Genomic DNA, 23073 nt, shown 5'->3' with positions numbered 1-23073 from the left:
AGCTAAATTCATAAAATACACTTCAATATGTTATTAGTAATATCACCTGCAAAAAATTTAGACTTTGAAACTCAGATAAATAATCCAAAACACAGCCAAGCTGAATTATTAGATCAAAGTGAAATATTAATAGATAGATGTCGTCAACTAACGCCTCTAGACATAGCACAATTGATGAAAATCAGTGACAAGCTTTCCGGTTTAAACGCAGCAAGATTTGGTGAATGGCATTTACCTTTCACCCCTGATAATGCAAGACAAGCAATTTATGCTTTTAATGGTGATGTCTATACAGGTATTGAAGCCGCTACGCTGAATGAGGCGGAAATCGATTTTGCGCAAAAACACTTAAAAATATTATCCGGCCTATATGGTTTATTGAAACCCTTAGATCTGATTCAAGCCTACAGGTTAGAAATGGGCACTCGATTAGACAACGAAAGAGGCACTAACCTATACCAATTTTGGGGAGATTTAATCACGGATAAGCTAAATAAATCACTTGCCGAAACCAATTCACATTACTTAATTAATCTAGCGTCTACTGAATATTTTAAATCAGTTAAAACTAAAAATTTAAATGCGAAAATTATTACACCTGAGTTTAAAGATTGGAAAAATGGACAATATAAAATGATCAGCTTTTTTGCTAAGAAAGCGAGAGGCATGATGGTTCGATATATTGTTAAACACGGAATATCCGATCCGCAACAAATTAAGGCCTTTGATAGTGCTGGCTACGAATACAATGAAAGCTTATCGACAGATGTTAAACCTGTGTTTACGCGTAAAATAGCAGAATAACCATGTTCATTGATCCTAAACTAATCTCGGCAGATGCTTTAGAAGCTTTAGTCTCAGCATGGGTGTGCCAACAAGATTTCTCAAGCAGTGATGATTTCGAAATAAATATAGCGGTCACTCAGATAATCGGAAAATTACAACGTAAAGAGTTAATTTTAACTTTTTCTGATAATGATGAATTAGATGAAACGGATAGGTGGACTATCCAAACATGCGAGCACTTTAATCTAACGCCTTCGCAAGTTGAGTTTGATTCGTTATAAAATAAAGGCCAATATAAAACCTATTACATTGGCCTTTACAAAAGCTGTTAATTAAACTTTCTTGAAATTGATTTATCAATAGTTGGGAAATCTTGGGGGACTGGGATCGAAACTTTACCCGTTGCAGCCCATTCAGCACCTCTAGTAAAGGTGGTAATGAATCCAACACCAGCAAAGCCTCTTGAATCATGACCAAGTGTTGAGTGAAATATACGCCCTTTATGGTACTCGATCGTCATAAGGATAGGTTCGTGACGATTGGTCCCTTTTTCTGCTTTACTTGCAAAAGCGGTCGCTAATATCGTCATATTTTCTGCTGGGCCACGTAACTTATCATATAACTCATCAGTACTATGTAGCCAAAACTTAGGCAAACCTTGAGTTATAGGATGATTTGCCTCTCTGATTGTTAGTGTGAATTGATGCTTAGTGCCATGACCACCACCATTCCCTTTTTGGCTGTCTCTAATCAATTGGCCGTTATTATCATAATAAACGTAAGGCCCACTATCGTGATTACGACCGCCCCAGCCACCTAAGCCAATCATTTGGTTATACTCTTTCCAATCAGGAAAAGCATTATTGGCGGCATGGATTGAAACAAAACCACCACCGTTTTTCATATATTCGACAAATTCGACTTGTGTCGATTTAGGCCAGTTAGCCGTTTTCCAACCAAAGTTAGATATCACAACATCATAATCTTTAAAATTAGGTTTAAAATTTGGATCAGTTTCTGGATTTTTAACTTTTACATACTTCTTGTCATCATTGAGTGGGTATGAAACTAGTAATTTATCGCCACGCCACGTTTTTTCTGTTCGATACACGCTAACGTCAAATAGCCCGGTTTCTTCTAATTGTGTTTTCATCATAAAGGTTGTCTTTGGCCACTCGTAGTGATTATTTTGACCATCTATGATTAATGCTTTTATTTTACCTTTGGGAATAGCACTTTGGGTTGAAGTTATAGTAGAGCTACAACCAGTTATAAATAAACTTATGATTATAAAGCCTGAAAACATTATTTTGTTCATACATCGCTCCGTTTAAACTAGTGTTATAATGTCGATTTTTTATCTGACTAGTTTGATTGAAATTTTAATTAGTATGGTTTTTCAGATAAAACATTTCTATAACATTTAACTGTATTTTTGGTGTTATTTCGGCAAATGAAAAAAATAGACTGAAAAATTTAAATCATGTTAGGTTTAAGTCCAACTTTATTTGGGTAAAACATAATAGTACCGAGGAAAAATCACTTTTGAACGAAAAGTTAATCTCAAATATTATTGAAGCAAGTTTATTTTCATCTTCTAAACCTGTCAGTGTCAACACGTTAAAAATGAGTTGCTTAGCAGACTTTAAATTAACCAAAAAAGAGATAGAAAAATATCTTAGTGAGTTACAAGCTAAATACCAAGAATCAGGCATTGAGCTAGTCAAACTTGCCTCTGGCTACAGATTTCAAACTAAAGCTGGTTTAATGGAATGGGTGCATCAACTAAATCAAGAGAAACCGCCTAAATATTCTAGAGCCATTCTCGAGACACTTGCATTAATAGCCTATAAGCAACCCATTACGAGAGGTGAAATAGAAGAAATTCGTGGTGTTTCGATTGGCAGCCATATTATTCGTACATTACAAGATAGAAACTGGATTAAAACAGTAGGGCATAAAGAAGTTGCAGGCAGACCCGCTTTATTTGCAACGACTAGCTCTTTTTTAGATTATTTTGGGTTACAATGTATTGCTGACTTACCAACTATCGGTGAGGACGAATTACAAACTAAATTAACAGAATCTTTATCAGATTCGGGAGAATCAGATGTCAGAAAAAATTCAAAAAATTCTAGCTAGAGCCGGTCAAGGTTCGCGCCGCGAAATGGAAAAAGCGATAAGTGACGGTCGTGTAAGCTTAAATGGAAAAATTGCCACGCTAGGTGAAAGAGCCGCAGAAACAGATCAAATCAGACTGGATGGAAATTTAATCAAAATCCAAGCAGCCAAGGACGAAACTTGTCGTGTTTTAATTTACCATAAAACTTTAGGCGAAGTTTGTACTCGTAATGATCCAGAATCAAGAAAAACGGTATTTGATCGCTTACCAAAAATTGCACAAGGTCGTTGGATCGCAGTAGGTCGTTTAGATATAAACACCACAGGTTTATTGTTATTTACCACAGATGGTGAGCTTGCTAATAAATTAATGCACCCTTCAAATGAAGTAGAAAGGGAATATGCTGTCAGGGTATTTGGTGAAGTTGCTGAAAGCTCATTACATAAGCTTAGAAATGGCGTACAACTTGAAGATGGTCCGGCTAAGTTTGACAAAATTTCTTTTCAAGGCGGTGAAGGTATCAATAAATGGTACCACGTAACTTTAAAAGAAGGTCGTAATAGAGAAGTCCGCCGTATGTGGGAATCACAAGAAGTACAGGTGAGTCGTTTATCAAGAATTAGATATGGTGATATAAAATTACCAAGAACACTTCCACTAGGTGGTTGGGCTGAACTTGAAATTAAGGAAGTTAACTACTTACGTAAATTAGTTGGTCTTAAACAAGAGCTCATGAAAAAAGAAGTGCATAGAAACGCCAAAGTTAAAAATCTTAAAGCGAATCGCATTCGTAAAGCAATTAAGAAAACTGAAATCCGAAATAAGAAAGCAGAAAAAAAATAGTAACCTTAGATCAATTGCTTAGCTAATTTGAATAGGCGTTTAATTTATATCTTCTGTGAGAGATATCTTAAACGCTTAGTAACTAGATGATATTAACAAAATAAAAGGTATATTTAAGTTAAATGAAACGCGTGCGGAGAACCGATATGAGTTGGCATACAGATATGTTTATGCGCGACGGAATATTTTCTGATTTAGACGCAATTTTTAATATACATAAATACACTTCATTCCCTACACCGCATAATTTAACTAATATAGTTAGAGAGCAAAATACGCACTTTAGGTCGCTAAATTGTCAATTTATCAACCAAAATGAAAATTTTGATTGGGAAGGGCAATACTATGAAGAAATTATTTATACCAAGTCTCTAATCCCAACTCGTGAAGAAAATTGGCATGACTTTTTTAATGCTATGATCTGGGGACTATTCCCGAATACTAAAAAGTTGTTAAATAAACTTCATGCTGAGGATATTGAAGCCTTCGGTCAAAAGCAGAGAACAAAACAAAGAGATGCCATCACATTGTTCGATGAATGCGGCATTGTTTTAGCTTATGAATCAGAACAAGATAAAATCGCATTACAACAACATTTATGGCTGGATAGTTTTTGGCGACATAGAGATAGGTGGTTTAATCAAATTAGACCTTTTATTTTTGGCCATGCTTTATACGAGATGTCGTTATCACCATTTATTGGCCTGACTGCTAAAGCTTACTTTATTAAAGTATCCGATAAATTCTGGAATTTCTCTTTAGACAAAAAGTATCAAATTTTAGATGCTTTACTCGTAAAACAAATTTCGGAACAACAAAGCTTACAAGATAATTCGAATTTGTCGCCACTTCCATTATTAGGTGTTCCAGATTGGTATCCTGACAATAATCAGCAACACTTTTACGAAAATACGGATTATTTTAGGCCGAAACGTAAATCTACTAAGGCGGCTTAATAATAAATCTAATTGAGATGTTTTTATAAATTTAAAATCTTTTTGAGATATTTTATAAAATCAGCTGCACTCGATCAGATTAAGTTTAATGTTGCTCTGGTATATGTGTAAAATTATCTTTGCAAAACACAATAAAATATAACGGATAATGAATCTCTTGAGCTCATATTTTTAAGCTAACTACCAACCTAAGCCGATATAAATTTAAAGCAAACAAATGCGGAGTTACCGTTATGTTATCTGAAAATTATTATCGTTCTTTGGAAAAATCTCTTCATGATAAATCACATTTGATTAGCAGACTTAAAAGCAAAACTTTTTATTTAGAATTAATTGCACTAATGGGCTGGGGATTATTTTTGATTAGTCAGCTACAAAAAGTTTTATAGTTAAAGCGATAGAGTTACATAGGGCTAAATCAATAAAATTGCGAGTGTCAAAGCTATCATTGAAAGTTCAATTCAAGGTGTATCATCTTACGAATGTAGTAGGCACCTTTAAGATGATTCGACACAGAAATGTTCTGTCTGTGAAACGCCTAAAATCTGAGGGGATAATACAGCTAATAGTCATTTTAGCTGTATTAAATTTACTTGATTTAGAGCGAATATGCCTGCGTTAACTTATATTGATTTAGCTACACAATACAACAGCGTTTGTACTTCTTGCCTTTTCCACATGGACACACTGCATTTTTACTTAGTTTGGTTTCTTTACTGTTAAGTTGACCATCTAGGTAATACCAAAGGTTGTTTTCCATTGTAAAGTTAGATATTTCGCGCATAGTAAACAGAGTGTTTTCTATTATATAGCGTGCCTCAAACTCAACCCTTTGCTGCGCTAAAGATATGACTTCGTGTTTTATTACAGTTAATTTTATAAACTTAGCTTGGTCTGCAAAAGCTTGGATTTCTTCTGCTATATGTTCTGAATGAGTCGATTTATGTTGGGTATCGACTAAATAGCTTATATGTTTTTGATGGTATGCTGTGTATCTAGAACGCATTAAAACTTCCGCATTTTCTGCTTTAAGTTTATTGGTTAAATAGGGTTCACAGCAAACACTAAAAGGTTTTTCGGAGTTACAAGGGCATTTCATAATATATATTCAGTCACCTGTGTTGTTAGTTACATCATAACAGCGAAGGTGAATTAGTTAATTCTATTGGAAAATTTTGCCAGTAAAATGAATTATAACCTTCAAGTTATTTTAAATAGTACTAATTTTTACTTGAATCTAAATAATCTTAAGTTGGGATAAGCTTTTCAATCTCAACTTAGGATAACAACTTGCTTTCTTAAGAGTCTTTTTCCTGATGACTGCGTTGAATTTGCTAATTTCTTATCCCGTAAAGGTTATTCAGCTAAAGTATTTTCAGATTTCGGTAGTGTAATCATGACTTTTAAACCTGAACCTTGTTGGTTAGTCGCGGTAATAAAGCCTTGGTGTTTTTGGATCGCTTTCTGAGCTATTGCGAGCCCTAATCCAGTACCATCACTTCCCGTCGCTCTAGAGGTTTCTGTGCGATAAAAAGGCAGGAAAATTCGCTCTAGTTCTTCTTCATTTAGACCATTACCAGAATCGAGTATAGTAACCTTAAAAAACTCGTTACTTTGGCTTAACTCAACATCAATTTTGCTGTGAGGCGGAGTATATTTAATCGCATTTCTTAAAATATTTTCTATCGCACTATTTATTAAAATAACGTCCGCATAGCAGATGATTTCAGTTTCTATTTGTTGTTGTATCTTAATGGATTTGTCTTGCGCTTCTATCGAGGCACTGTAGCAAATATCTAATATCAGATTCGATAAATTAAATTCACTACGATCTAGCGACATGGCATCACTCTCTAATCTGGCCAGTTTTAACACATTACTCAACATATTATCTAATTTATGCAGTTCTACCTCAATTCTTTGCAGTTGCAGTGAGCAATCGGTTGGTTTTTTTAATGCGATAGCAAGGGATAACTCCAATCGCGTTAGAGGTGTTCTTAACTCATGTGATACATTGGCTAATAAACGTTTATGCAATTCTATTAAAGATTCTAACTTCTCTGCCATTATATTGAAATCATTGGCTAAATAACCTAATTCATCATTTCGATATTGATCAACTTCTAATCTATGGCTTAAATTACCAAGGGCAAATATTTGTGTTGATTTCCTGAGCTTTAAAATAGGTCTAGTGATCGTTCGTGCGATAAACCAGCAAGAAATACTTGTTAAAAATAAACAGATAGATATTTGTAACCAAACAGGCACTTGGGCGAGAGCATAGAAGAAACCAGCTCTTGGGCTGAGTTTAGTAACAAAAACCAGTTGATAAGCCTGATTGTTTCTTATCACTAGTTTAGGACCAACGATCAGATAGTTATTAACTCTAATTTTTAATGGTGAAGGCTCTAGCATTAAGAGGTTTAGATCATTTAAATCTAAACCTTCGGGAAGTTTTCTGTCATGGATAAACTCTCCCGTATTTAAGTCTTTTAAAATAATTTTATAAGCTTTAGTGGTTCTTTGTAATTGTTTGATTTGCCAAACTAAATTACTTTTTTTCATCCTTTCAAATTCAGAATGTAATGTTTCAAGTACAGTTAAGTTATTTTTATCTGGATTTTGTACTTTATTTAATTTGTTAAATTGGTAAGTAAATAAAATCGTAATGCCAATCAAGATTAAAACTGTCGCCCAAAAACCTAAAAATATTCGGCCAAATAAACTATTTAATGGGTTCACATTGATCAAAAATTGGCGATCTATTTTCATTAATTATCACCTACGATTAAACGATATCCGGCACCTCTGACTGTTTTTATCTGGATTTCAGGATCAACACGTAATTTTTTTCTTAAATTACTGATATGCATATCAATACTTCGATCAAATTGCATTAGTTTACGGCCCAAAATTTCTTCACTTATGGTTTCTTTACTTATTAAACTCCCTAGGTGTTTAACAAGATACACAAGGAATTGATATTCGGTTCCGGTCAATTCAATCTTTTCATTATCGAAAACCATACAATGGTTATTATGGTCTATCGTAATATTACCTACGTGGTTTGTTTGCGTTTCAGGTTTTTCTTGCGCGTATTCAAAACGTCTTAAAATCGCTTTGATTCTTGCGAGTAGCTCCCTGTGGTTAAAGGGTTTAGGTAAGTAATCATCAGCACCCAGCTCTAATCCGAGTATTCGGTCAAAATCGTCCCCTTTAGCAGTAAGCATAAGAACAGGTGTTTTGGTAAACTGCCTTAATCTTTTTAAAGTTTCAAACCCATCAATACCAGGCATCATCACATCGAGTAAAACCAGATCAAATTGTTTGGTTTTTAATAAATCAATACCAACTAATCCATTTTTAGCTCTTGTACAGTGCAATTGCTCACTTTCTAAATATTCAGATAATAGTTCAGATAAACTTTCATCATCATCAATTATTAGTACATGATATGACATATTTAACTCACTTAAATTGATACTTACCTCTTGTTTTATCGAGGTAATTTGTTTGAATTTTGGATGTTTTTTTTGCTATATATTAACAAGCAAAGTACATTTGGATATTGGAAATATTCAATTAATGTTTTTAAACAATTTTGTATATATCATTATATTAACCCCGAAGGTTTAATTCTGGTTTATTTTACATAACTTTTACATGTTTAAGCTGACTAAGTTGAATCCGATTCTAATTATTATTCGCAATTTATGCATAAAACATCTTACAATAAATCAAAGCCAATAATTCTAACTATATGAATAAATTACCTAGTTTAAGAAACCTGCAATATTTAATAAAATTGCATGAAATAAATAATTTCAATCGTGCAGCAGAAGCATGTTTTGTTAGCCAATCTACTTTAAGTAATGGTATTCAAAATTTAGAAGAGCAATTTAATGGCCAGTTGATTGAAAGAGATCACAAAGCTTTCGTGTTTACTGATTTAGGATTAGCAGTCGTAGATCAAGCCAAAAAAATATTACAACAAACGCACGAACTAACTGATATGACAGTTAATTTTAACCAACCTATGGTAGGTAAAATAAAAATTGGCTGTATACCCACTATTGCACCGTATATTCTAAAGCAATTCTATTCAACCGCGTTAGCCAAGTATCCCGAACTTAATATCTTATTTATTGAAGAAACGACAGAAAAGTTATTGAAAAAACTTGAAGCAGCAGAATTAGATTGCGTTATTTTAGCTTTACCGACAGAAATAAAAGCTTGTCATAGTAAAATACTAGGTCGAGATAAATTTTGGCTAGCAGTTCATGCAGAATTTGAAGTACAAGAAGCGTTCTCATATCAACAACTACCAGATGAGAGCGTATTTTTACTACCTCAGGAGCATTGTTTAACCGACCACGCTATCTCTGCTTGTAAGTTAGTAGATAAAACTAAAATTAGTCCACTGTCAGCGGCTAGTCTGAATACTTTAATCGAAATGGTTGACTGTTTTAAGGGGGCTACATTTTTGCCCCAACTGGCCGTTAAATCTGGTCTAATTAACAACCGTGATATTAAATTAATCGAGCCTATTTCAGGTAAAGATACAAGTCGTGATATTGCTTTAGTTTGGCGCCAAACCACACAAAAATCAGCTACATTCCAACAATTAGCTGACTTAATTAGCATGGTTTTAACCGATTTAAATTGTGATAAAGTAGGCGTTTAACCCTATAACAGCCCGAAATGTTAATCTACAGGTTTAGGTATGCAGCAAACTGATTTGAATTTAAAAGTAACGACCGAAGACTCTATTAAAATAGTTAAAGAAAAAAGAAGAGTAATTGCTTTTTTAATTCCTATTATTTGCTTAATCATTAGCTGCCAAATTGCGATTTGGGACCTTATTAAACCTAGTCATACCGGTTTGAGTTATAACCAATTTTATCAACTGAGCATAGTGTTAGATGAAAAGCTTAACTTGCTTGATAACCAAATTAAACATTATCAAGATTCTAACCCTGTAAAATTGCCCCAACATTTTGAACAAGTAGATCAGGTGTTAGTTGATATTTTACAGCAAGCGATTGGTCAATCTAATTTTACTGATAGCTATTTAGTTTTTACTGAGAATAAAGCTGAACTAGACAACTTAGTCAATCTTCTTGTCCTATACAGTGAAAATAGTGATAAACATGACAAATACATAGCCAATTTTAACCATTTAAAATCTGAGTATTTACTGAGTTTAAAACCAACAATATTAAGGTTAGAAAATTTCAAGCAAGGGAATAATTTCGAGAAGTTAACCGCAAATGCCAATAGTAGTGATTTGTTTAACGCCCTAAATCAAAGACAGGGCGAAGATAAATTCGAGCAGTTACAGAACGCTGGAGAATTATTATTAACGAGTTTGGAAAATATTTTATACAATAAAAAACTTAAAGTTAATGATCAGTTAATAGAGGCGTTTAAGTTAGCAAGAGACGACTTTGAAATACAAATCTTGAGTTTTGCTGATATACCAACCAAATTAGCACTCAAAAAATGGCTTAAAACCGCTAAACAAAATGATGTATTTGATCCTAATCTCTTAGCTAAATTTCAATTTACAAGATTAACCAATATTAATAATCTTGGTTTAAATCTAGATGTAATCACAAAAAACCTGAATCAACTGAGCTTGATTAATCTTAAATTAAGGGACTACATAATCACCAATGCTTTGACCGCAGAAAAGAGCTGGGGAATTGCTTTAATCCTAGTTGTAGTTAACTTTATCAGTTTATGTTTTGCGATGCTGTTATTTTTATGTTTTTTTCATAACAGTATCATTTTATGCAAGGTTAAATTACTCGTTAATTTGTCAGAGCTACTCAAAATAAAAAAAATTAATGCTTTGTTAGGATTTAAAGTCTAATGATTTGATCTTTAGTTTTTTTCAACCATTATTATCTTTAATACTTATCTTATTTTAAGAATAATAAATTATGGAAGATCTAACCTTAGATACCGAATTATCAGCAGCCTATCTTTCCGGAGACGAAATTAAACTAGCTTGTTCTTTGTTATATCAAGCTTATCATGACGACCCATTTTTCATGAGTTGCTTTAATGCGACTGCAGCGGATTATGAGCAAAAATTAAGGGCTGCAATTCGTGAAGAATTAATGATTTTTTGGGAACAACAACAGCCAATAATAGGTGTCTATCAGGCAGATACTTTAGTGGCGGTTGCCTGCATCACATTACCAGATAATAAATTAGAGCCTCAACGCTTTTGGCACTGGCGATTAAAGATGATGCTAACCGCGGGTTATGTATCAACGAAACAGATGATAGAAAAAGAGCAAAAAGTTAAAGATGTTCTTCAATATAATGCTTATCATTTATTGTCTTTTATTGCGGTACACCCCAATCATCAACACCACGGAATAGGGCACTATATCTTAGCCGCTATTGATTCGTTAGTGGCTGAAAATTCGCAAAGTAGTGGATTAGCAGTTTTAGTAACGCTTGATAAATACACAAGATTTTTTGAGAGTTTCGCATTTAACTTGGTCGATAAAATACAGGTTGGAAAAATAGAAGCTAACTTAATGTTTAAAGCAAAAAAGGAAACATCAAGTTAGCTAATTTGTATCAAGGCAATTTATTCGTAATCTAATGGGTCTGTTTGATTATTCAATTTGAAAGCTTCAAGCCTTTCTTGGCAGGCCCCACATTTCCCACAAGCTTTTTCACGGCCGTTATAACAGGTCCATGTTTTGCTGTAGTCTAAGCCCAACTCAAGCCCTTTTGCTAAAATTTCAATTTTACTTTGATGCAAAAAAGGCGTCACTATATCGGTAGCTTGATAATCAGCAATCGCACAAACCGCTTTCATCTTTTCGACAAATTCTGGGCGACAATCAGGGTAAATAGCGTGGTCACCAGAGTGAGCACCGTAAAACACTTTTGTCGCTTCAGATGAAATTGCATAGGCGACAGCCATAGACAATAAAATCATATTCCGGTTTGGCACAACCGTCGATTTCATTGAATCTTCTTCATAATGGCCTTCAGGAATTTCAATATCATCTGTTAATGATGAGCCTGCTAAAAGGCTATTTATTGCCGATATATCGACAATCTTATGCGGGATATTGAGTTCAGCACAGACAAATTTTGCATAATCTAATTCTTTAACATGCCTCTGACCATAATTAAAAGATAAGGCCAACACTTCATATCCTTGATTTATTGCTAAATTTAAGACTGTGAATGAATCCATTCCACCTGAATATATAACTACTGCTTTTTCAGACATGCTTTCCTCGTTAAATAGCTTATAATGCGGCAAGTTTACAGATTAGAATCAAGGTTACAAGCTTACTATATGAATTACCCAGTTAATGAAATATTTGAAACAATTCAAGGTGAGGGCTGCTATACAGGCGTTCCAGCCATATTCATTCGCTTGCAAGCTTGTCCTGTAGGTTGTGCTTGGTGCGATACTAAACATACATGGGAAAAAAGCGAATCAACACAAGTTAAACAAAGTTTAGTAATCGACATCTCAAATGAATCAGATTGTTGGGCCGACTTTACAGAAAACGATATATTAAATTTGCTGGCTAAGTACACTGCAAAGCATGTTGTGATTACAGGTGGTGAACCTTGTATCTATGATTTAATTCCACTTACTGAGCTACTTAATAACGCAGGTTATTCAACACAAATAGAAACAAGTGGCACATTTGAAATTAAAACGCACGCTAATACTTATGTAACTGTTTCACCAAAAGTAAATATGAAAGGTGGATATGAAGTTTTAAATTCAGCGTTAAATCGAGCCAATGAAATTAAACACCCGGTTGCGACCCAACAACACATAGATGATCTAGATGAATTGTTAGCTAAAATTGATGATTTAACTGATAAAACAGTTTGTTTACAGCCAATCAGCCAAAAGAAGCGTGCAACCGAATTAGTAATACAAACATGTATTAAACGAAACTGGCGTTTATCCGCACAAATGCATAAATATCTATTTATAGATTAATCTGTCGCTAATTTCACAAAGCGCGTCGGGTTATTAGCGACGCGCTTATATTAATTTATATAAACTCACGTTAACTAGAATCGGTTTTTGTTCAAACAATCTATGTGCCTGCCTTGTTTAAAACTCTAAAACTTATTTAATCACTTAATCATATCCATAAAATAATTAGTTTTCTGTTCGATAAATTTACTATTTCTTATCAGCAACTTGCAATTCAAAAACTATGTGCTGTTATTAATACTTAATCAGCAAATATTTTAAAAGGTAAGTTTATGGCGATTAAATATTACACGGTTGATGTATTTACCAAAAATCGATTTGAAGGTGCTCAAATCGCAGTTGTACCTGAAGCTGAGGGCCTGACTGAAGCGCAAATGCTACAAATTGCTGGCGAATTTAATTTATGGCGTACTGTCTTTGTTACTCAAGCAAATTTTGGGGTGCCTAAATTAAGGATTTTTAACCAAAGTAGAGAGTTTGAATTTGGTGGACATCCAACAATTGCAGCAATTTATTGTTTAGCTAAAACAGGCGTCATTAAACTTTCTGAAGGTCAAAATGATTTCTTACTAGAAGAAGCTCACGGTAAGGTACCTTGTAGCGTATTAGTAAAAGATGGCGAAGCTATATTTAATCAATTTGAAACATCAGCTCGTCCTGAATATGACAAATTTACCCCTAGCGCAGATGAGTTAGGTGAGATGTTGTCGATAGATAGCTACCATTTCAACGTGAATGGCTTTACGCCTATGCTAGTTGCGACTCAAATACCATATCTAATCGTGCCCGTAGACAGTTTCGAGTCATTGAAAGCAGCTCGTTTTAATTATGATGCTTGGGCTAGATCTACAGCACCAGCAACCTGTGCTAATGCAATTTTACTTTTTAGTGGAAAAAATGCGCTTTCTAATTCAGATTTTCATTGTCGATTAGTCGGGCCTGTTTTCGGCATACATGAAGATCCACCTGTTGGTGCAGCTATGCCTGCTTTCGCTGGTTATTTAAATCAATTCCCAGTCTATTCAGAACTCCCTGTTGGTTTTGTTGCAGAGCGTGGCGCGCATCAAGGCCGTAAAAGTTTTCTTCATATAGAAATGTTAGAAAGTTTAGATGGTGAAATAAAAGTTAAAATGGGTGGCCATGCGGTATTGGCAACAGAAGGTAAGTTGCTCACTTAGATTTATAAAATTGAATATAAAATGAAAAACCCTGTTTCTAATCAAACAGGGCTTTTTAAACCTTCAGTTAGCTAAAGCGCTTACTGCCTTGCGTACTTTTGCACCCATTGTTGCACTTGAGGAGAGCTAGGCGCTATCATAGATAATTTAGATAGTGGCCTTAATATGTCATTTGTTCGGCCCAATTTCTCTAAAAATAAGACTTGAGTGGCAAGTAATTCATATTGATTAGGCCACCTTTTATCTGCATTTTGTAACGCCTGAATAGCTCTGTGAGTTTGTTTAACGCTATCTAAGGCAACAGCATAAACATATGCGTATCTTGGCTGAGCGTCGGCTAATTCAGCTGCTTCTTTTAAGTAGGAAACCGCTTCATTATACTTTTGTTGTCTAATTAAATATAAACCATAGGTATGTTGAACCGCACTACTGTCAGGCATGACTTTTAATGCGTGTTGAATGTGTTTTAACTCTAGGTCGGTTTTATTTTGGCTTCTATAGTAATCCGCTAAATTTAAAATCGCTGGAATATAGTTTGGCGAAATTTTTAATGCAATTTTGTAATGCTGCTCTGCTTGTTTCCAGTCACCTTGACGACTCGCTAAATTAGCTAAAGCAACTTGAGATGATGGCGATTCTGCCGATAGTTCTAAGCCTTTTTTATAGATACCGATTAAAGGCTTAATTTGTTGTTGCGCTTGCGCTGGTAACTGAGTCATGACATCAGATAGCGCAGAAGCGACTTCAAACCTGACACTTGCATTTGTGTCTTTAAGCATAGGTTCTAATATTTGCCAGCGCATGTCTGCTGGTAAACTCGTTAATGAAGCAACAGCTGCGCGTCTAATCATAGGGCTCTTGTCTAACAACCCAAATTGTGCGCCTTGAACAGAAATACGAGAAGGGTAGTTAGATAATTGCTGATAAAGTGTCGCACGGATAATTGGTGGTAAAGTTTCATCACTCGCTGTTGCCGCAACTTTTGCATTTGCTAAAGCATCTAATGAGCGTGCTTTTTTATTTGCGGTTATCCATTTAGCTTCTGTCTGTTTAGGTTTGTTATGCGAGGTTAGCCAGTTATTTATATTCTTACTAGCCCAGCCATTATCTTTATCTTGATGGCAATTAGTACAAGCATTTGGTGTTTCTTTATCGCTTACATCTGGGTGAGGTACTTTAAAGCCATGGTCGCGTCTATCATCAACCCCCATATATGTTCTAGTTGGCATGTGGCAACTTACACATTGCGCTGCTTCTGATTCTTTCGCATGATTGTAATGTTTAGGTGTATCAAATTCAGTTGGTAAGTGGCATTGATTACATAAAGCATTACCTTCAGCGATTAATTTACTCGAGTGAGGTTCGTGACAATTTTGACAAGTTACACCGGCTTGATGCATCTTACTTTGTAAGAATGAGCCTAACACAAATACTTCATCTTGAATTTGACCATCTGGAAAATATAAATTCTCACCAAGTAGCTCTAATCGATATTGTTCATGATAAGGTTTACCCGTTTTTATATCGGATATAGGTAAGCGTCTTGAGTGGCAACCGCCACACATATCTATATGGGTTTCAGACTTTTCACCAATCGGATTAGCAATCGGATCATTTTCAACAAACTCCCAGCTTAGTTTAGGCTGTTTAACAAAAGCTAATGCAAGCTCACTTTTAGACGTTTTCCCGTCTTTCATATTAGTGATATGTTGCTTTCCTGGGCCATGACAGGCTTCACAACCGACATTGATTTCTGAAAACGTAGTGTGGTAGCTTAAGTCTTCGACCTTAAAATTCTTTTCAACATTGGTGCTGTGGCATTCAGCGCATCGAGTATTCCAGTTTTGGAAATAACCATCCCAGAAGAATGCATGATCAGGCGTGATATTTTCATCCGGTTGCAAGTGAAACCAACGCTGACCACCTTCTGATTTTTTTCTTGAATCCCATGCAATATTAAATGCCTGTATATTACCTTTCTCTGTTTTGAGTAAGTATTGCTGCAACGGATAATGACCAAATGTGTAATCGACTTTGTAGGTTTTTCTAATCCCTTTTTTACCTATGGTATCAATATAATAATCATTGTTTTTTATGAAAAATCGGGTTTTGATATTGTGAAATTCAACAGTGACATCAGTAAAATCACCTAGTACAGTGTCAGCATTCGGTTCTGCCATTGCTTTAAAATGATCTGATTGCTGCCAATTTTCAAATTCAGCTTGGTGGCATTGTTGGCACTCTTGCGATCCGACATAGGTTTCTGAGGCGGTTAAATTAGCTTGAGCTGAGTGGCTTGCAAACAAAAAAAGGCAAGCGGAAATAATTTTTTTCATTTAGATCACTTTTTTATTTTAATATCAACCAGAGTTTAACAAACCCACTTGGAACAAACGAGATAATAAATGTAAATCTGTTGCAAATTTTAATGAGAGGCAAGCAGTAACAACAAATTGCTATTACTGCTTTGAATTTATTTCTTCTTTTTAAATAGAAGAGGGTAGATTTTGACTTGCTTAATCATGTTTTCTTGTAATTCTAAAATTTCGATAGGATAACCAAATAGCCTCATCCCGATATTAGATTCAGGTATATCTTCAAAATACTCTAAAATTAAGCCATTTAAGGTTCTTGGGCCATCTTCAGGAAACTTCCACTTATACTTTTTATTTAAGTCGCGGATACTACTGGCAGCATCGACTAAATAACTACCATCTTTTTGTCTAGTATTTTGATCGCCAGGCAACATCATAGTCGTTGTGAAGTCACCAACTATCTCTTCTAATATGTCTTCTAAAGTAATCAAACCTTGAATATCGCCGTATTCGTCAACAACAATACCAATTCGCTCTTTATTACGTTGAAACTTTAATAATTGAACATTAAGTGGCGTTCCTTCAGGAATAAAATAAATATCCCTTACTGCGCGTAATAAAGCTTCTTTACTAAATTTAGTTTTTGAAAGTAAACGTAAAATATCTCTAGCATGCACAAAGCCAACGGCTTCATCAAGAGAATCCCGATAGAGTAAAATTCGAGTATGTGTACCATGGGTTAATTGTTTTAAGATATCTTTCCATTCGTCATTAATATCTATACCAACAATGTCACTTCTTGGCACCATAATATCTTCAACCGTTACTTTTTCTAAATCAAGCACACTGAGTAACATATCTTGGTGTTTTCGAGGAATAAGTGCACCGGCTTCGTCTACAACCGTTCTTAATTCTTCATGGGTGAGGGCATCTTGCCTATTATCTAAGTTGATTCTGAATAACCTCAAAACGCCTTGGGTGATTTTATTTAAACACCAAACAAAAGGATAAAAAGGAACTAATAATGCACTTAAAATAATTGATGCAGGGTAGGCAATTTTTTCAGGAAAATAAGCCGCTAAGGTCTTAGGTGTGACTTCTGCGAAAATTAAAATAACAACTGTTAAGGCTAAGCCAGCTATAAAAGTAGCAAATGCTTCGCCATAGTCGCCTAATAAACGAATGCCGATGAAAGTTGCAATTGAAGCGGCAAAAATATTGACTAGGTTATTACCAATTAAGATTAATCCAATTAATTTTTCTGGATTATCTAGTAACTTTTGAACGCGCTTTGCTGATTTATTACCGCTTTGAGATAAATGTCTTAACTTATATTTATTTAAAGACATCATCCCAGTTTCAGAACTTGAGAAGAAAGCAGATATGCAAATTAAAATAACAAGAATAATAAACAAAGTGCTTGTTGATAATTCGTTCAACAGGTATTTCCTATATGTTTTAGTTGGAAGTATAAATATGTTTGATAAAGAAAAGAATCAAGTGTTTAACTTAAAATAAATTCTTTTACGAATCGAGAACCAAAATAACCCATAGTTAAAAATAGGCTCCCAGTAAAATTTAATAATAATACATATTTGCCGCGCCACCCTAATGTTTGGTGACCAAATAAAGCAGCAAAAAAACAAATACAAGCTAAAGAAGACAGCAATGCTTTATGCGCTTGACCTGAGCCTAAAAAGTTATCAAGAAAAATAAACCCCGTCACAATAGACAATAACAGCACTGAACTGCCTAGCTTTAACAACATAATGACTTGGTTCTCTATCGTTGTTAGAGAGGGCATAGGTAAACTTAAAATGGATAAATCATGATGTTTTAAGCGACTTGATACCAAGTTGTATTGAAAAGAGAGTAAAGTCGAAATCAATAAAATCGCATAAGAAGCTACAGACAAGAAAATATGTCCAATTAACTCACCTGACCATCCTGAAAAATTGGCATCTGCATTAGGGATAAATTGACTCGCAAGTAATACAAAACCGGAAAACAGAAAATTTACCGGCAAGGTAAAATAATTTTTGCTTAATAAGGCAAATAAAATTGCAATAACACTGACAAATATAGTGATTAAATTAGTAACTATTAATAATGAGAAGGTTTCGTATACATCTAATTGGAAATGTTGAAACACATAAATAGTGTGTAGAGCTAAACCTAAGCAACCGACTAATGAAATATTGAGTGCATTAACTTTTGTTTTATTGGTAAAAATGAGCAATAAGCCAGAGGCACTTATTGTATAAAAGATGATTCCTAGAATCGCTAGGCTCATTTTTTAATCCTTTATATTATTATTTAAAAACTGAGCTTGCTATTTTCCATGCTATTTTGTTAAACGCAAGTAATATAGCGCCTGAATATTATATAGAGTTGTGATTTATCAAAATTATATCACTTGAGTTGGCTTTTGAATGTTTCCTAGCTCGCATTTTGTTTGTCTTTCAGTTTATAATCCCACTATTTACCAAGCATTGAGTTTTATTTACTAAATAATAATTAAAATTCTATCAGCCAGTTAAGTAACTCAGTGAGTTAGCCAGGAATAATTATGTTTGAGAGTTTATCCGATCGTTTAAGTCAAACCCTAAAAAATATTACAGGTAAAGGCCGTTTAAGCGAAGACAATATAAAAGAGACCCTGCGTGAAGTACGTATGGCTTTATTAGAAGCAGATGTCGCTTTACCAGTTATTAAATCTTTCATCGCTAATGTAAAAGAAAAATCGCTCGGCTTAGAAGTGAGCAAAAGCTTAAACCCAGGCCAAGCATTTTTAAAAATCGTTAATGAAGAAATGGTCTCGGCAATGGGTGAGGCCAATGAATCATTAAATTTAGCAACACAAAAACCAGCTATATTAATGATGGCTGGTTTACAAGGTGCGGGTAAAACAACCTCAGTCGCTAAATTATCTAAATATTTAAAAGAAAGAGAAAAGAAAAAAGTACTTGTTGTGAGTGCCGATGTTTATCGTCCTGCTGCGATAAAACAATTAGAAACACTTGCGACAGAAGTCGGGGTCGAATTTTTCCCGAGTAATATAGAGCAAAAACCAATTGATATCGCAAATGCTGCGATTGAGCATGCAAAGCTACAATTTTTCGATGTTGTTATTCTAGATACTGCAGGTCGTTTACATGTCGATAATGACATGATGGACGAAATTAAAGACCTACATAAAGCAATCAATCCAATCGAGACCTTATTTGTCGTTGATGCTATGACTGGTCAAGATGCTGCGAATACAGCAAAAGCATTCAATGAAGCTTTACCGCTTTCAGGTGTGATACTAACCAAAGCCGATGGTGATGCTAGAGGTGGTGCAGCGTTATCAATTCGTCACATCACAGGTAAACCAATTAAATTTATTGGTGTTGGTGAAAAAACGGATGCGCTAGAACCTTTCCACCCAGATAGAATTGCATCTAGAATTTTAGGCATGGGTGACATGCTATCTTTAATCGAAGAAGTAGAACGTAAAGTCGATAAAGATAAAGCGATTAAACTTGCCAAAAAAGTACAAAAAGGAAAAGGCTTTGATTTAGAAGATTTCCGTGACCAACTTGCTCAAATGAGAAATATGGGCGGCATGGCAAGCTTGATGGATAAATTACCTGGAATGGGTAACTTACCAGATAATGTTAAAGATAAAGTTGATAATAAACAATTTGTACAAATGGAAGCTATCATCAACTCTATGACACCTAAAGAGCGTGCATTTCCTGATTTAATCAAAGGCTCGCGTAAAAAACGTATCGCTGCAGGCTCAGGTACGCAAGTTCAAGACATCAATCGTTTATTAAAGCAATTTATGCAAATGCAAAAAATGATGAAAAAAATGTCTGGTAAAGGCGGCATGATGAAAATGATGCGCGGTATGAAAGGTATGATGCCACCAGGTGGTGGAATGGGCGGTATGGGAGGAATGGGTGGTCCAGGCGGCATGTTTGGTCGTAAATAACCTAACCCAGCTAATATACTAAAAAGCATTTAAAAACCTGACTTTAACGATAAAATCAGGTTTTTTTGTTTTAGCCTACTTATTTCCATCTAAATATCACTCTAAACAGCTATTTACTTGCATTTAAACCCTATCTATGTATAATTCGCGAGCTTTTTGGCTCCGAGTCAAAAAGCGCCAATTTCTTTTAACTTTAATATAAATAACTATGGGTACGATATGGTAACTATTCGTTTATCTCGTGGTGGCTCTAAAAAGCGTCCTTTCTACCAAGTGGTAGTAGCAGACAGCAGAAGCCCTCGCGATGGTCGTTTCATCGAGCGTATTGGCTTTTTTAATCCAATCGCACGTGGTCAAGAAGAGCGTTTACGCTTAGATTTAGACCGTGTTGATCACTGGATCAATACTGGTGCACAAACTTCTGACCGTGTAAAAAGTTTAATTAAAGACGCTCGTAAAGCGGCTTAATTGACTAAGAATTTAAGTAGATTAAGTTATGAATAAACCAGAAAATGAAATTGTTGTAGGTCGCTTAGGTGCGGTGTATGGCATTAAAGGCTGGTTGAAAGTATCTTCTTTTACTGACTATGCTGAAAACATTTTTGACTACAATCCTTGGACTATTGGCCGGGATAATATGTGGCAAAAAGTTAACATTGTTGAGTGGCGTAGACATAACAAAGGACTCATCGTCAAATTAGAAGACGTTGATGTTCGCGAGAAAGCCCAGTTGTTAACCGGTATGGATATACTTATCTCTGCTGAACAACTACCTGATTTAGCTGATGGCGAATATTACTGGCGAGATCTTGTCGGATTAAAAGTTGTTAACTCAACTGGATATGACATGGGGATTGTAAAATCTCTTATGGAGACAGGCTCTAACGATGTAATGGTAGTTAAAGCTAATAGCAATGATGCTTTTGGTACAAGTGAGCGTTTAATACCTATGATAGATGACCAAGTCATCAAATCTGTCGATATGGACGCAAAACTGATTACTGTTGACTGGGACGCGGATTTTTAATTGATGTCGACATTAAATTGGGTAGGGGTGATAAGCCTTTTTCCAGAAATGTTTGATGCAATTACAAATCATGGTGTAACGGGTCGAGCAATCAAAAAAGGCATGATTGAGTTCCATCGTTGGAATCCGAGGGATTTTACCTACGATAAACATCGTACTGTCGACGACAGGCCTTATGGTGGTGGTCCGGGAATGTTAATGATGGTACAACCGTTAAAAGATGCAATTGCAGCTGCAAAAGAACAAGCAGGAGACGGTGTAAAGACAATTTATTTGTCGCCACAAGGTCGAAAACTTGATCAAGCAGGTGCAGCAGAGTTGGTTAATAATCCAAAACTTTTGCTAATTGCGGGTCGCTATGAAGGCATTGATGAAAGGCTTATTGAGTCCGAAGTCGATGAAGAGTGGTCGATTGGTGATTATGTTTTAAGTGGTGGTGAATTACCTGCGATGACATTGATTGATTCAGTGTCGCGTTTAATTCCTGGTGTTTTAGGTCATGAATTATCGGCAGAGCAAGATTCATTTAATAATGGATTATTGGATTGCCCGCATTATACAAGGCCAGAAACATTAGATGATCAACAAGTCCCTTCAGTTTTACTGAGTGGCGATCATAAAAAAATTGAGCGTTGGCGGTTAAAACAGGCATTGGGGCGGACTTGGTTAAGACGTCCAGACTTATTAAATAACCTAGCTCTGACTGATGAGCAAGTTGAGTTATTAAACGAGTTTAAGACTCAATTTAGCAATAATGACAGTGCATTCTAGGAAAGGTAAAATTATGAGCAACATCATTAAAATGCTCGAAGACGAGCAATTAAAAGCAGACGTTCCAGCGTTTGCACCGGGTGACACAGTTGTTATCCAAGTAAGAGTTAAAGAAGGTGAGCGCGAGCGTTTACAGGCTTTTGAAGGCGTTGTAATTGCTAAGAAAAATCGTGGCTTACATTCATCATTCACTGTTCGCAAGATTTCTGGCGGTGAAGGTGTAGAACGTGTTTTCCAAACACACAGCCCACTAGTTGCGGGTATTGAAGTTAAACGTCGCGGTGACGTTCGTCAAGCTAAGTTATACTACTTACGTGGCTTGACTGGTAAAGCTGCACGTATCAAAGAAAAATTGGCTAAGAAAAAGTAATTTTAAAAGGCTCGCATTTGCGGGCCTTTTTTATATCCCCTACAAATGAATATACACCAAGAGTTAGATCGATTTAATCAAAGCTACATTGATGCGCTTGATGAGATACTAACAGACGAAACAAATATTTTAGAATCTGAAATTTTCTCTAAGTTAAAACAACCGCCATACCAATTAATCAAACCTTTTGCTCAAGACAATCAATTTTTATTATTTCAGCAACACTTTATCTTATATAACGCCTTGTATAAATTAAGAGACATTTGGTTTAATCAGAATAAAGCACATATAGAAATTGGTTTAGCTAGAGTCAGCATCAGTAAACAAATTACGAATAGTGAAGCACTGACAAAATTAGATACTTTAAGAAGCTACTACCTTAATTGGGACAATCTATTAAATACAGATGAAGCCCAAGTCGAAACGCTGTTAGACAACTTCTGGCAACAAATCAGTATAAAGCCATTAGTAGATAAGTCCGATGTAGAAAAGGCTTTTGTGATACTTGAAATAAATTCAGACGCTAATGCAAATGAAATAAAACAAGCTTATAAAGGCTTATGTTTGAAGCATCATCCTGATCGCGGAGGTGATCAAACTAAAATAACTGAAATAAATTGGGCGTGGAGCATTTTAAAACCTTAGAACTCAGCTTAAAATTAAACAATACAAGAACCAATAAATAATTAAGCAAGAGTAAGTCATTGTTTGCTTAATCATTTATCAG

24 protein-coding genes are annotated in these 23073 nt (G+C 35.1%); 16 read left to right on the top strand and 8 right to left on the bottom strand.

Features of this window, described 5'->3' with window-relative positions; genetic code table 11:
* Positions 1-27 precede the first annotated feature (27 nt).
* Together yaaA and XM47_RS10090 are read left to right on the top strand one after the other, a co-directional pair.
* Positions 28-804 carry a peroxide stress protein YaaA gene (yaaA, locus tag XM47_RS10095; RefSeq protein WP_048692188.1) on the top strand — a complete coding sequence of 259 codons (777 nt, stop codon included), beginning with the start codon at positions 28-30 and terminating at the stop codon, positions 802-804.
* A gap of 2 nt (positions 805-806) precedes the next feature.
* The gene (locus XM47_RS10090) at positions 807-1067 is read left to right on the top strand and encodes a YheU family protein (protein ID WP_048692186.1); all 261 of its coding nucleotides are present in this window, start codon (positions 807-809) and stop codon (positions 1065-1067) included.
* Positions 1068-1114: 47 nt separating this feature from the next.
* On the opposite strand, the gene XM47_RS10085 is transcribed toward XM47_RS10090, so the two are convergent.
* The gene (locus XM47_RS10085; protein WP_048692184.1) at positions 1115-2104 is read right to left on the bottom strand and encodes a ThuA domain-containing protein; all 990 of its coding nucleotides are present in this window, start codon (positions 2102-2104) and stop codon (positions 1115-1117) included.
* Between the two features lie 227 nt (positions 2105-2331).
* On the opposite strand from XM47_RS10085, the gene scpB reads away from it, so the two are divergent.
* The 3 genes from scpB to XM47_RS10070 all read left to right on the top strand — a co-directional run bounded on the left by scpB (position 2332) and on the right by XM47_RS10070 (position 4707).
* Positions 2332-2928, top strand: coding sequence for an SMC-Scp complex subunit ScpB (gene scpB / locus XM47_RS10080; RefSeq protein ID WP_048692183.1), 597 nt, complete (start codon positions 2332-2334; stop codon positions 2926-2928).
* Positions 2897-3751: a 23S rRNA pseudouridine(2605) synthase RluB gene (gene rluB / locus XM47_RS10075; protein WP_048692182.1), complete on the top strand. Its 855-nt coding sequence runs from the start codon at positions 2897-2899 to the stop codon at positions 3749-3751. Before scpB ends, rluB begins: the two co-directional genes overlap by 32 nt.
* Positions 3752-3897: 146 nt before the next feature.
* Complete coding sequence (locus XM47_RS10070; RefSeq protein ID WP_053084538.1) at positions 3898-4707, top strand: DUF3025 domain-containing protein; 810 nt, start codon at positions 3898-3900, stop codon at positions 4705-4707.
* 637 nt (positions 4708-5344) lie between these two features.
* Here XM47_RS10070 and XM47_RS10065 read toward each other — a convergent pair.
* The 3 genes from XM47_RS10065 to XM47_RS10055 all read right to left on the bottom strand — a co-directional run bounded on the left by XM47_RS10065 (position 5345) and on the right by XM47_RS10055 (position 8168).
* Positions 5345-5806, bottom strand: a complete 462-nt coding sequence (locus XM47_RS10065) for a YchJ family protein (RefSeq protein ID WP_048692180.1) — start codon at positions 5804-5806, stop codon at positions 5345-5347.
* Between the two features lie 257 nt (positions 5807-6063).
* Positions 6064-7479 carry an ATP-binding protein gene (locus XM47_RS10060; protein ID WP_048692178.1) on the bottom strand — a complete coding sequence of 472 codons (1416 nt, stop codon included), beginning with the start codon at positions 7477-7479 and terminating at the stop codon, positions 6064-6066.
* Positions 7479-8168 carry a response regulator transcription factor gene (locus tag XM47_RS10055; protein ID WP_048692177.1) on the bottom strand — a complete coding sequence of 230 codons (690 nt, stop codon included), beginning with the start codon at positions 8166-8168 and terminating at the stop codon, positions 7479-7481. The genes XM47_RS10060 and XM47_RS10055 overlap by 1 nt, the downstream gene beginning before the upstream one ends.
* Before the next feature lie 299 nt (positions 8169-8467).
* Here XM47_RS10055 and XM47_RS10050 point away from each other — a divergent pair, with 299 nt between their 5' ends.
* From XM47_RS10050 to XM47_RS10040, 3 genes are all read left to right on the top strand, one after another.
* Positions 8468-9391, top strand: coding sequence for a hydrogen peroxide-inducible genes activator (locus XM47_RS10050; protein WP_048692175.1), 924 nt, complete (start codon positions 8468-8470; stop codon positions 9389-9391).
* Between the two features lie 39 nt (positions 9392-9430).
* A complete protein-coding gene (locus tag XM47_RS10045; RefSeq protein ID WP_048692173.1) occupies positions 9431-10582 on the top strand; it encodes a hypothetical protein in 1152 nt (383 codons plus the stop codon).
* A gap of 70 nt (positions 10583-10652) precedes the next feature.
* On the top strand, positions 10653-11294 hold the full coding sequence (locus XM47_RS10040) for a GNAT family N-acetyltransferase (RefSeq protein WP_048692171.1): 642 nt from the start codon (positions 10653-10655) through the stop codon (positions 11292-11294).
* Positions 11295-11314: 20 nt separating this feature from the next.
* On the opposite strand, the gene queC is transcribed toward XM47_RS10040, so the two are convergent.
* A complete protein-coding gene (gene queC / locus XM47_RS10035; protein WP_048692169.1) occupies positions 11315-11971 on the bottom strand; it encodes a 7-cyano-7-deazaguanine synthase QueC in 657 nt (218 codons plus the stop codon).
* Positions 11972-12040: 69 nt separating this feature from the next.
* On the opposite strand from queC, the gene queE reads away from it, so the two are divergent.
* Positions 12041-12706 (top strand): 7-carboxy-7-deazaguanine synthase QueE, encoded by a 666-nt coding sequence (gene queE, locus XM47_RS10030; protein WP_048692168.1) that lies wholly within the window; start codon positions 12041-12043, stop codon positions 12704-12706.
* A gap of 272 nt (positions 12707-12978) precedes the next feature.
* On the top strand, positions 12979-13884 hold the full coding sequence (locus XM47_RS10025) for a PhzF family phenazine biosynthesis protein (protein ID WP_048692167.1): 906 nt from the start codon (positions 12979-12981) through the stop codon (positions 13882-13884).
* A gap of 80 nt (positions 13885-13964) precedes the next feature.
* Here the strand turns inward: XM47_RS10025 and XM47_RS10020 are convergent, their stop codons facing one another.
* The 3 genes from XM47_RS10020 to XM47_RS10010 all read right to left on the bottom strand — a co-directional run bounded on the left by XM47_RS10020 (position 13965) and on the right by XM47_RS10010 (position 18492).
* Complete coding sequence (locus XM47_RS10020) at positions 13965-16220, bottom strand: multiheme c-type cytochrome (RefSeq protein WP_048692165.1); 2256 nt, start codon at positions 16218-16220, stop codon at positions 13965-13967.
* Between the two features lie 137 nt (positions 16221-16357).
* Positions 16358-17638: an HlyC/CorC family transporter gene (locus tag XM47_RS10015; RefSeq protein WP_048692164.1), complete on the bottom strand. Its 1281-nt coding sequence runs from the start codon at positions 17636-17638 to the stop codon at positions 16358-16360.
* Between the two features lie 65 nt (positions 17639-17703).
* On the bottom strand, positions 17704-18492 hold the full coding sequence (locus tag XM47_RS10010; protein WP_048692163.1) for a cytochrome C assembly family protein: 789 nt from the start codon (positions 18490-18492) through the stop codon (positions 17704-17706).
* A gap of 276 nt (positions 18493-18768) precedes the next feature.
* Here XM47_RS10010 and ffh point away from each other — a divergent pair, with 276 nt between their 5' ends.
* The 6 genes from ffh (at position 18769) to XM47_RS09980 (ending at position 22991) form a co-directional block, all read left to right on the top strand.
* The gene (gene ffh / locus XM47_RS10005) at positions 18769-20178 is read left to right on the top strand and encodes a signal recognition particle protein (RefSeq protein ID WP_048692161.1); all 1410 of its coding nucleotides are present in this window, start codon (positions 18769-18771) and stop codon (positions 20176-20178) included.
* 219 nt (positions 20179-20397) lie between these two features.
* Positions 20398-20646, top strand: coding sequence for a 30S ribosomal protein S16 (gene rpsP, locus XM47_RS10000; protein ID WP_048692159.1), 249 nt, complete (start codon positions 20398-20400; stop codon positions 20644-20646).
* Between the two features lie 28 nt (positions 20647-20674).
* Positions 20675-21205 carry a ribosome maturation factor RimM gene (gene rimM, locus XM47_RS09995; RefSeq protein WP_048692157.1) on the top strand — a complete coding sequence of 177 codons (531 nt, stop codon included), beginning with the start codon at positions 20675-20677 and terminating at the stop codon, positions 21203-21205.
* 3 nt (positions 21206-21208) lie between these two features.
* Positions 21209-21976, top strand: coding sequence for a tRNA (guanosine(37)-N1)-methyltransferase TrmD (gene trmD, locus XM47_RS09990; protein WP_048692155.1), 768 nt, complete (start codon positions 21209-21211; stop codon positions 21974-21976).
* A 13-nt stretch (positions 21977-21989) separates the two neighbouring features.
* A complete protein-coding gene (gene rplS, locus XM47_RS09985; protein ID WP_048692153.1) occupies positions 21990-22346 on the top strand; it encodes a 50S ribosomal protein L19 in 357 nt (118 codons plus the stop codon).
* Positions 22347-22391: 45 nt separating this feature from the next.
* A complete protein-coding gene (locus tag XM47_RS09980) occupies positions 22392-22991 on the top strand; it encodes a DNA-J related domain-containing protein (RefSeq protein WP_048692151.1) in 600 nt (199 codons plus the stop codon).
* Positions 22992-23073 lie beyond the last annotated feature (82 nt).

Source organism: Catenovulum maritimum (assembly GCF_001050375.1).
In the GTDB taxonomy this organism is placed as follows: domain Bacteria; phylum Pseudomonadota; class Gammaproteobacteria; order Enterobacterales; family Alteromonadaceae; genus Catenovulum; species Catenovulum maritimum.
The sequence above is the reverse complement of the archived record's forward strand: the minus strand, read 5'-3'. Positions and strand labels throughout refer to the sequence as shown.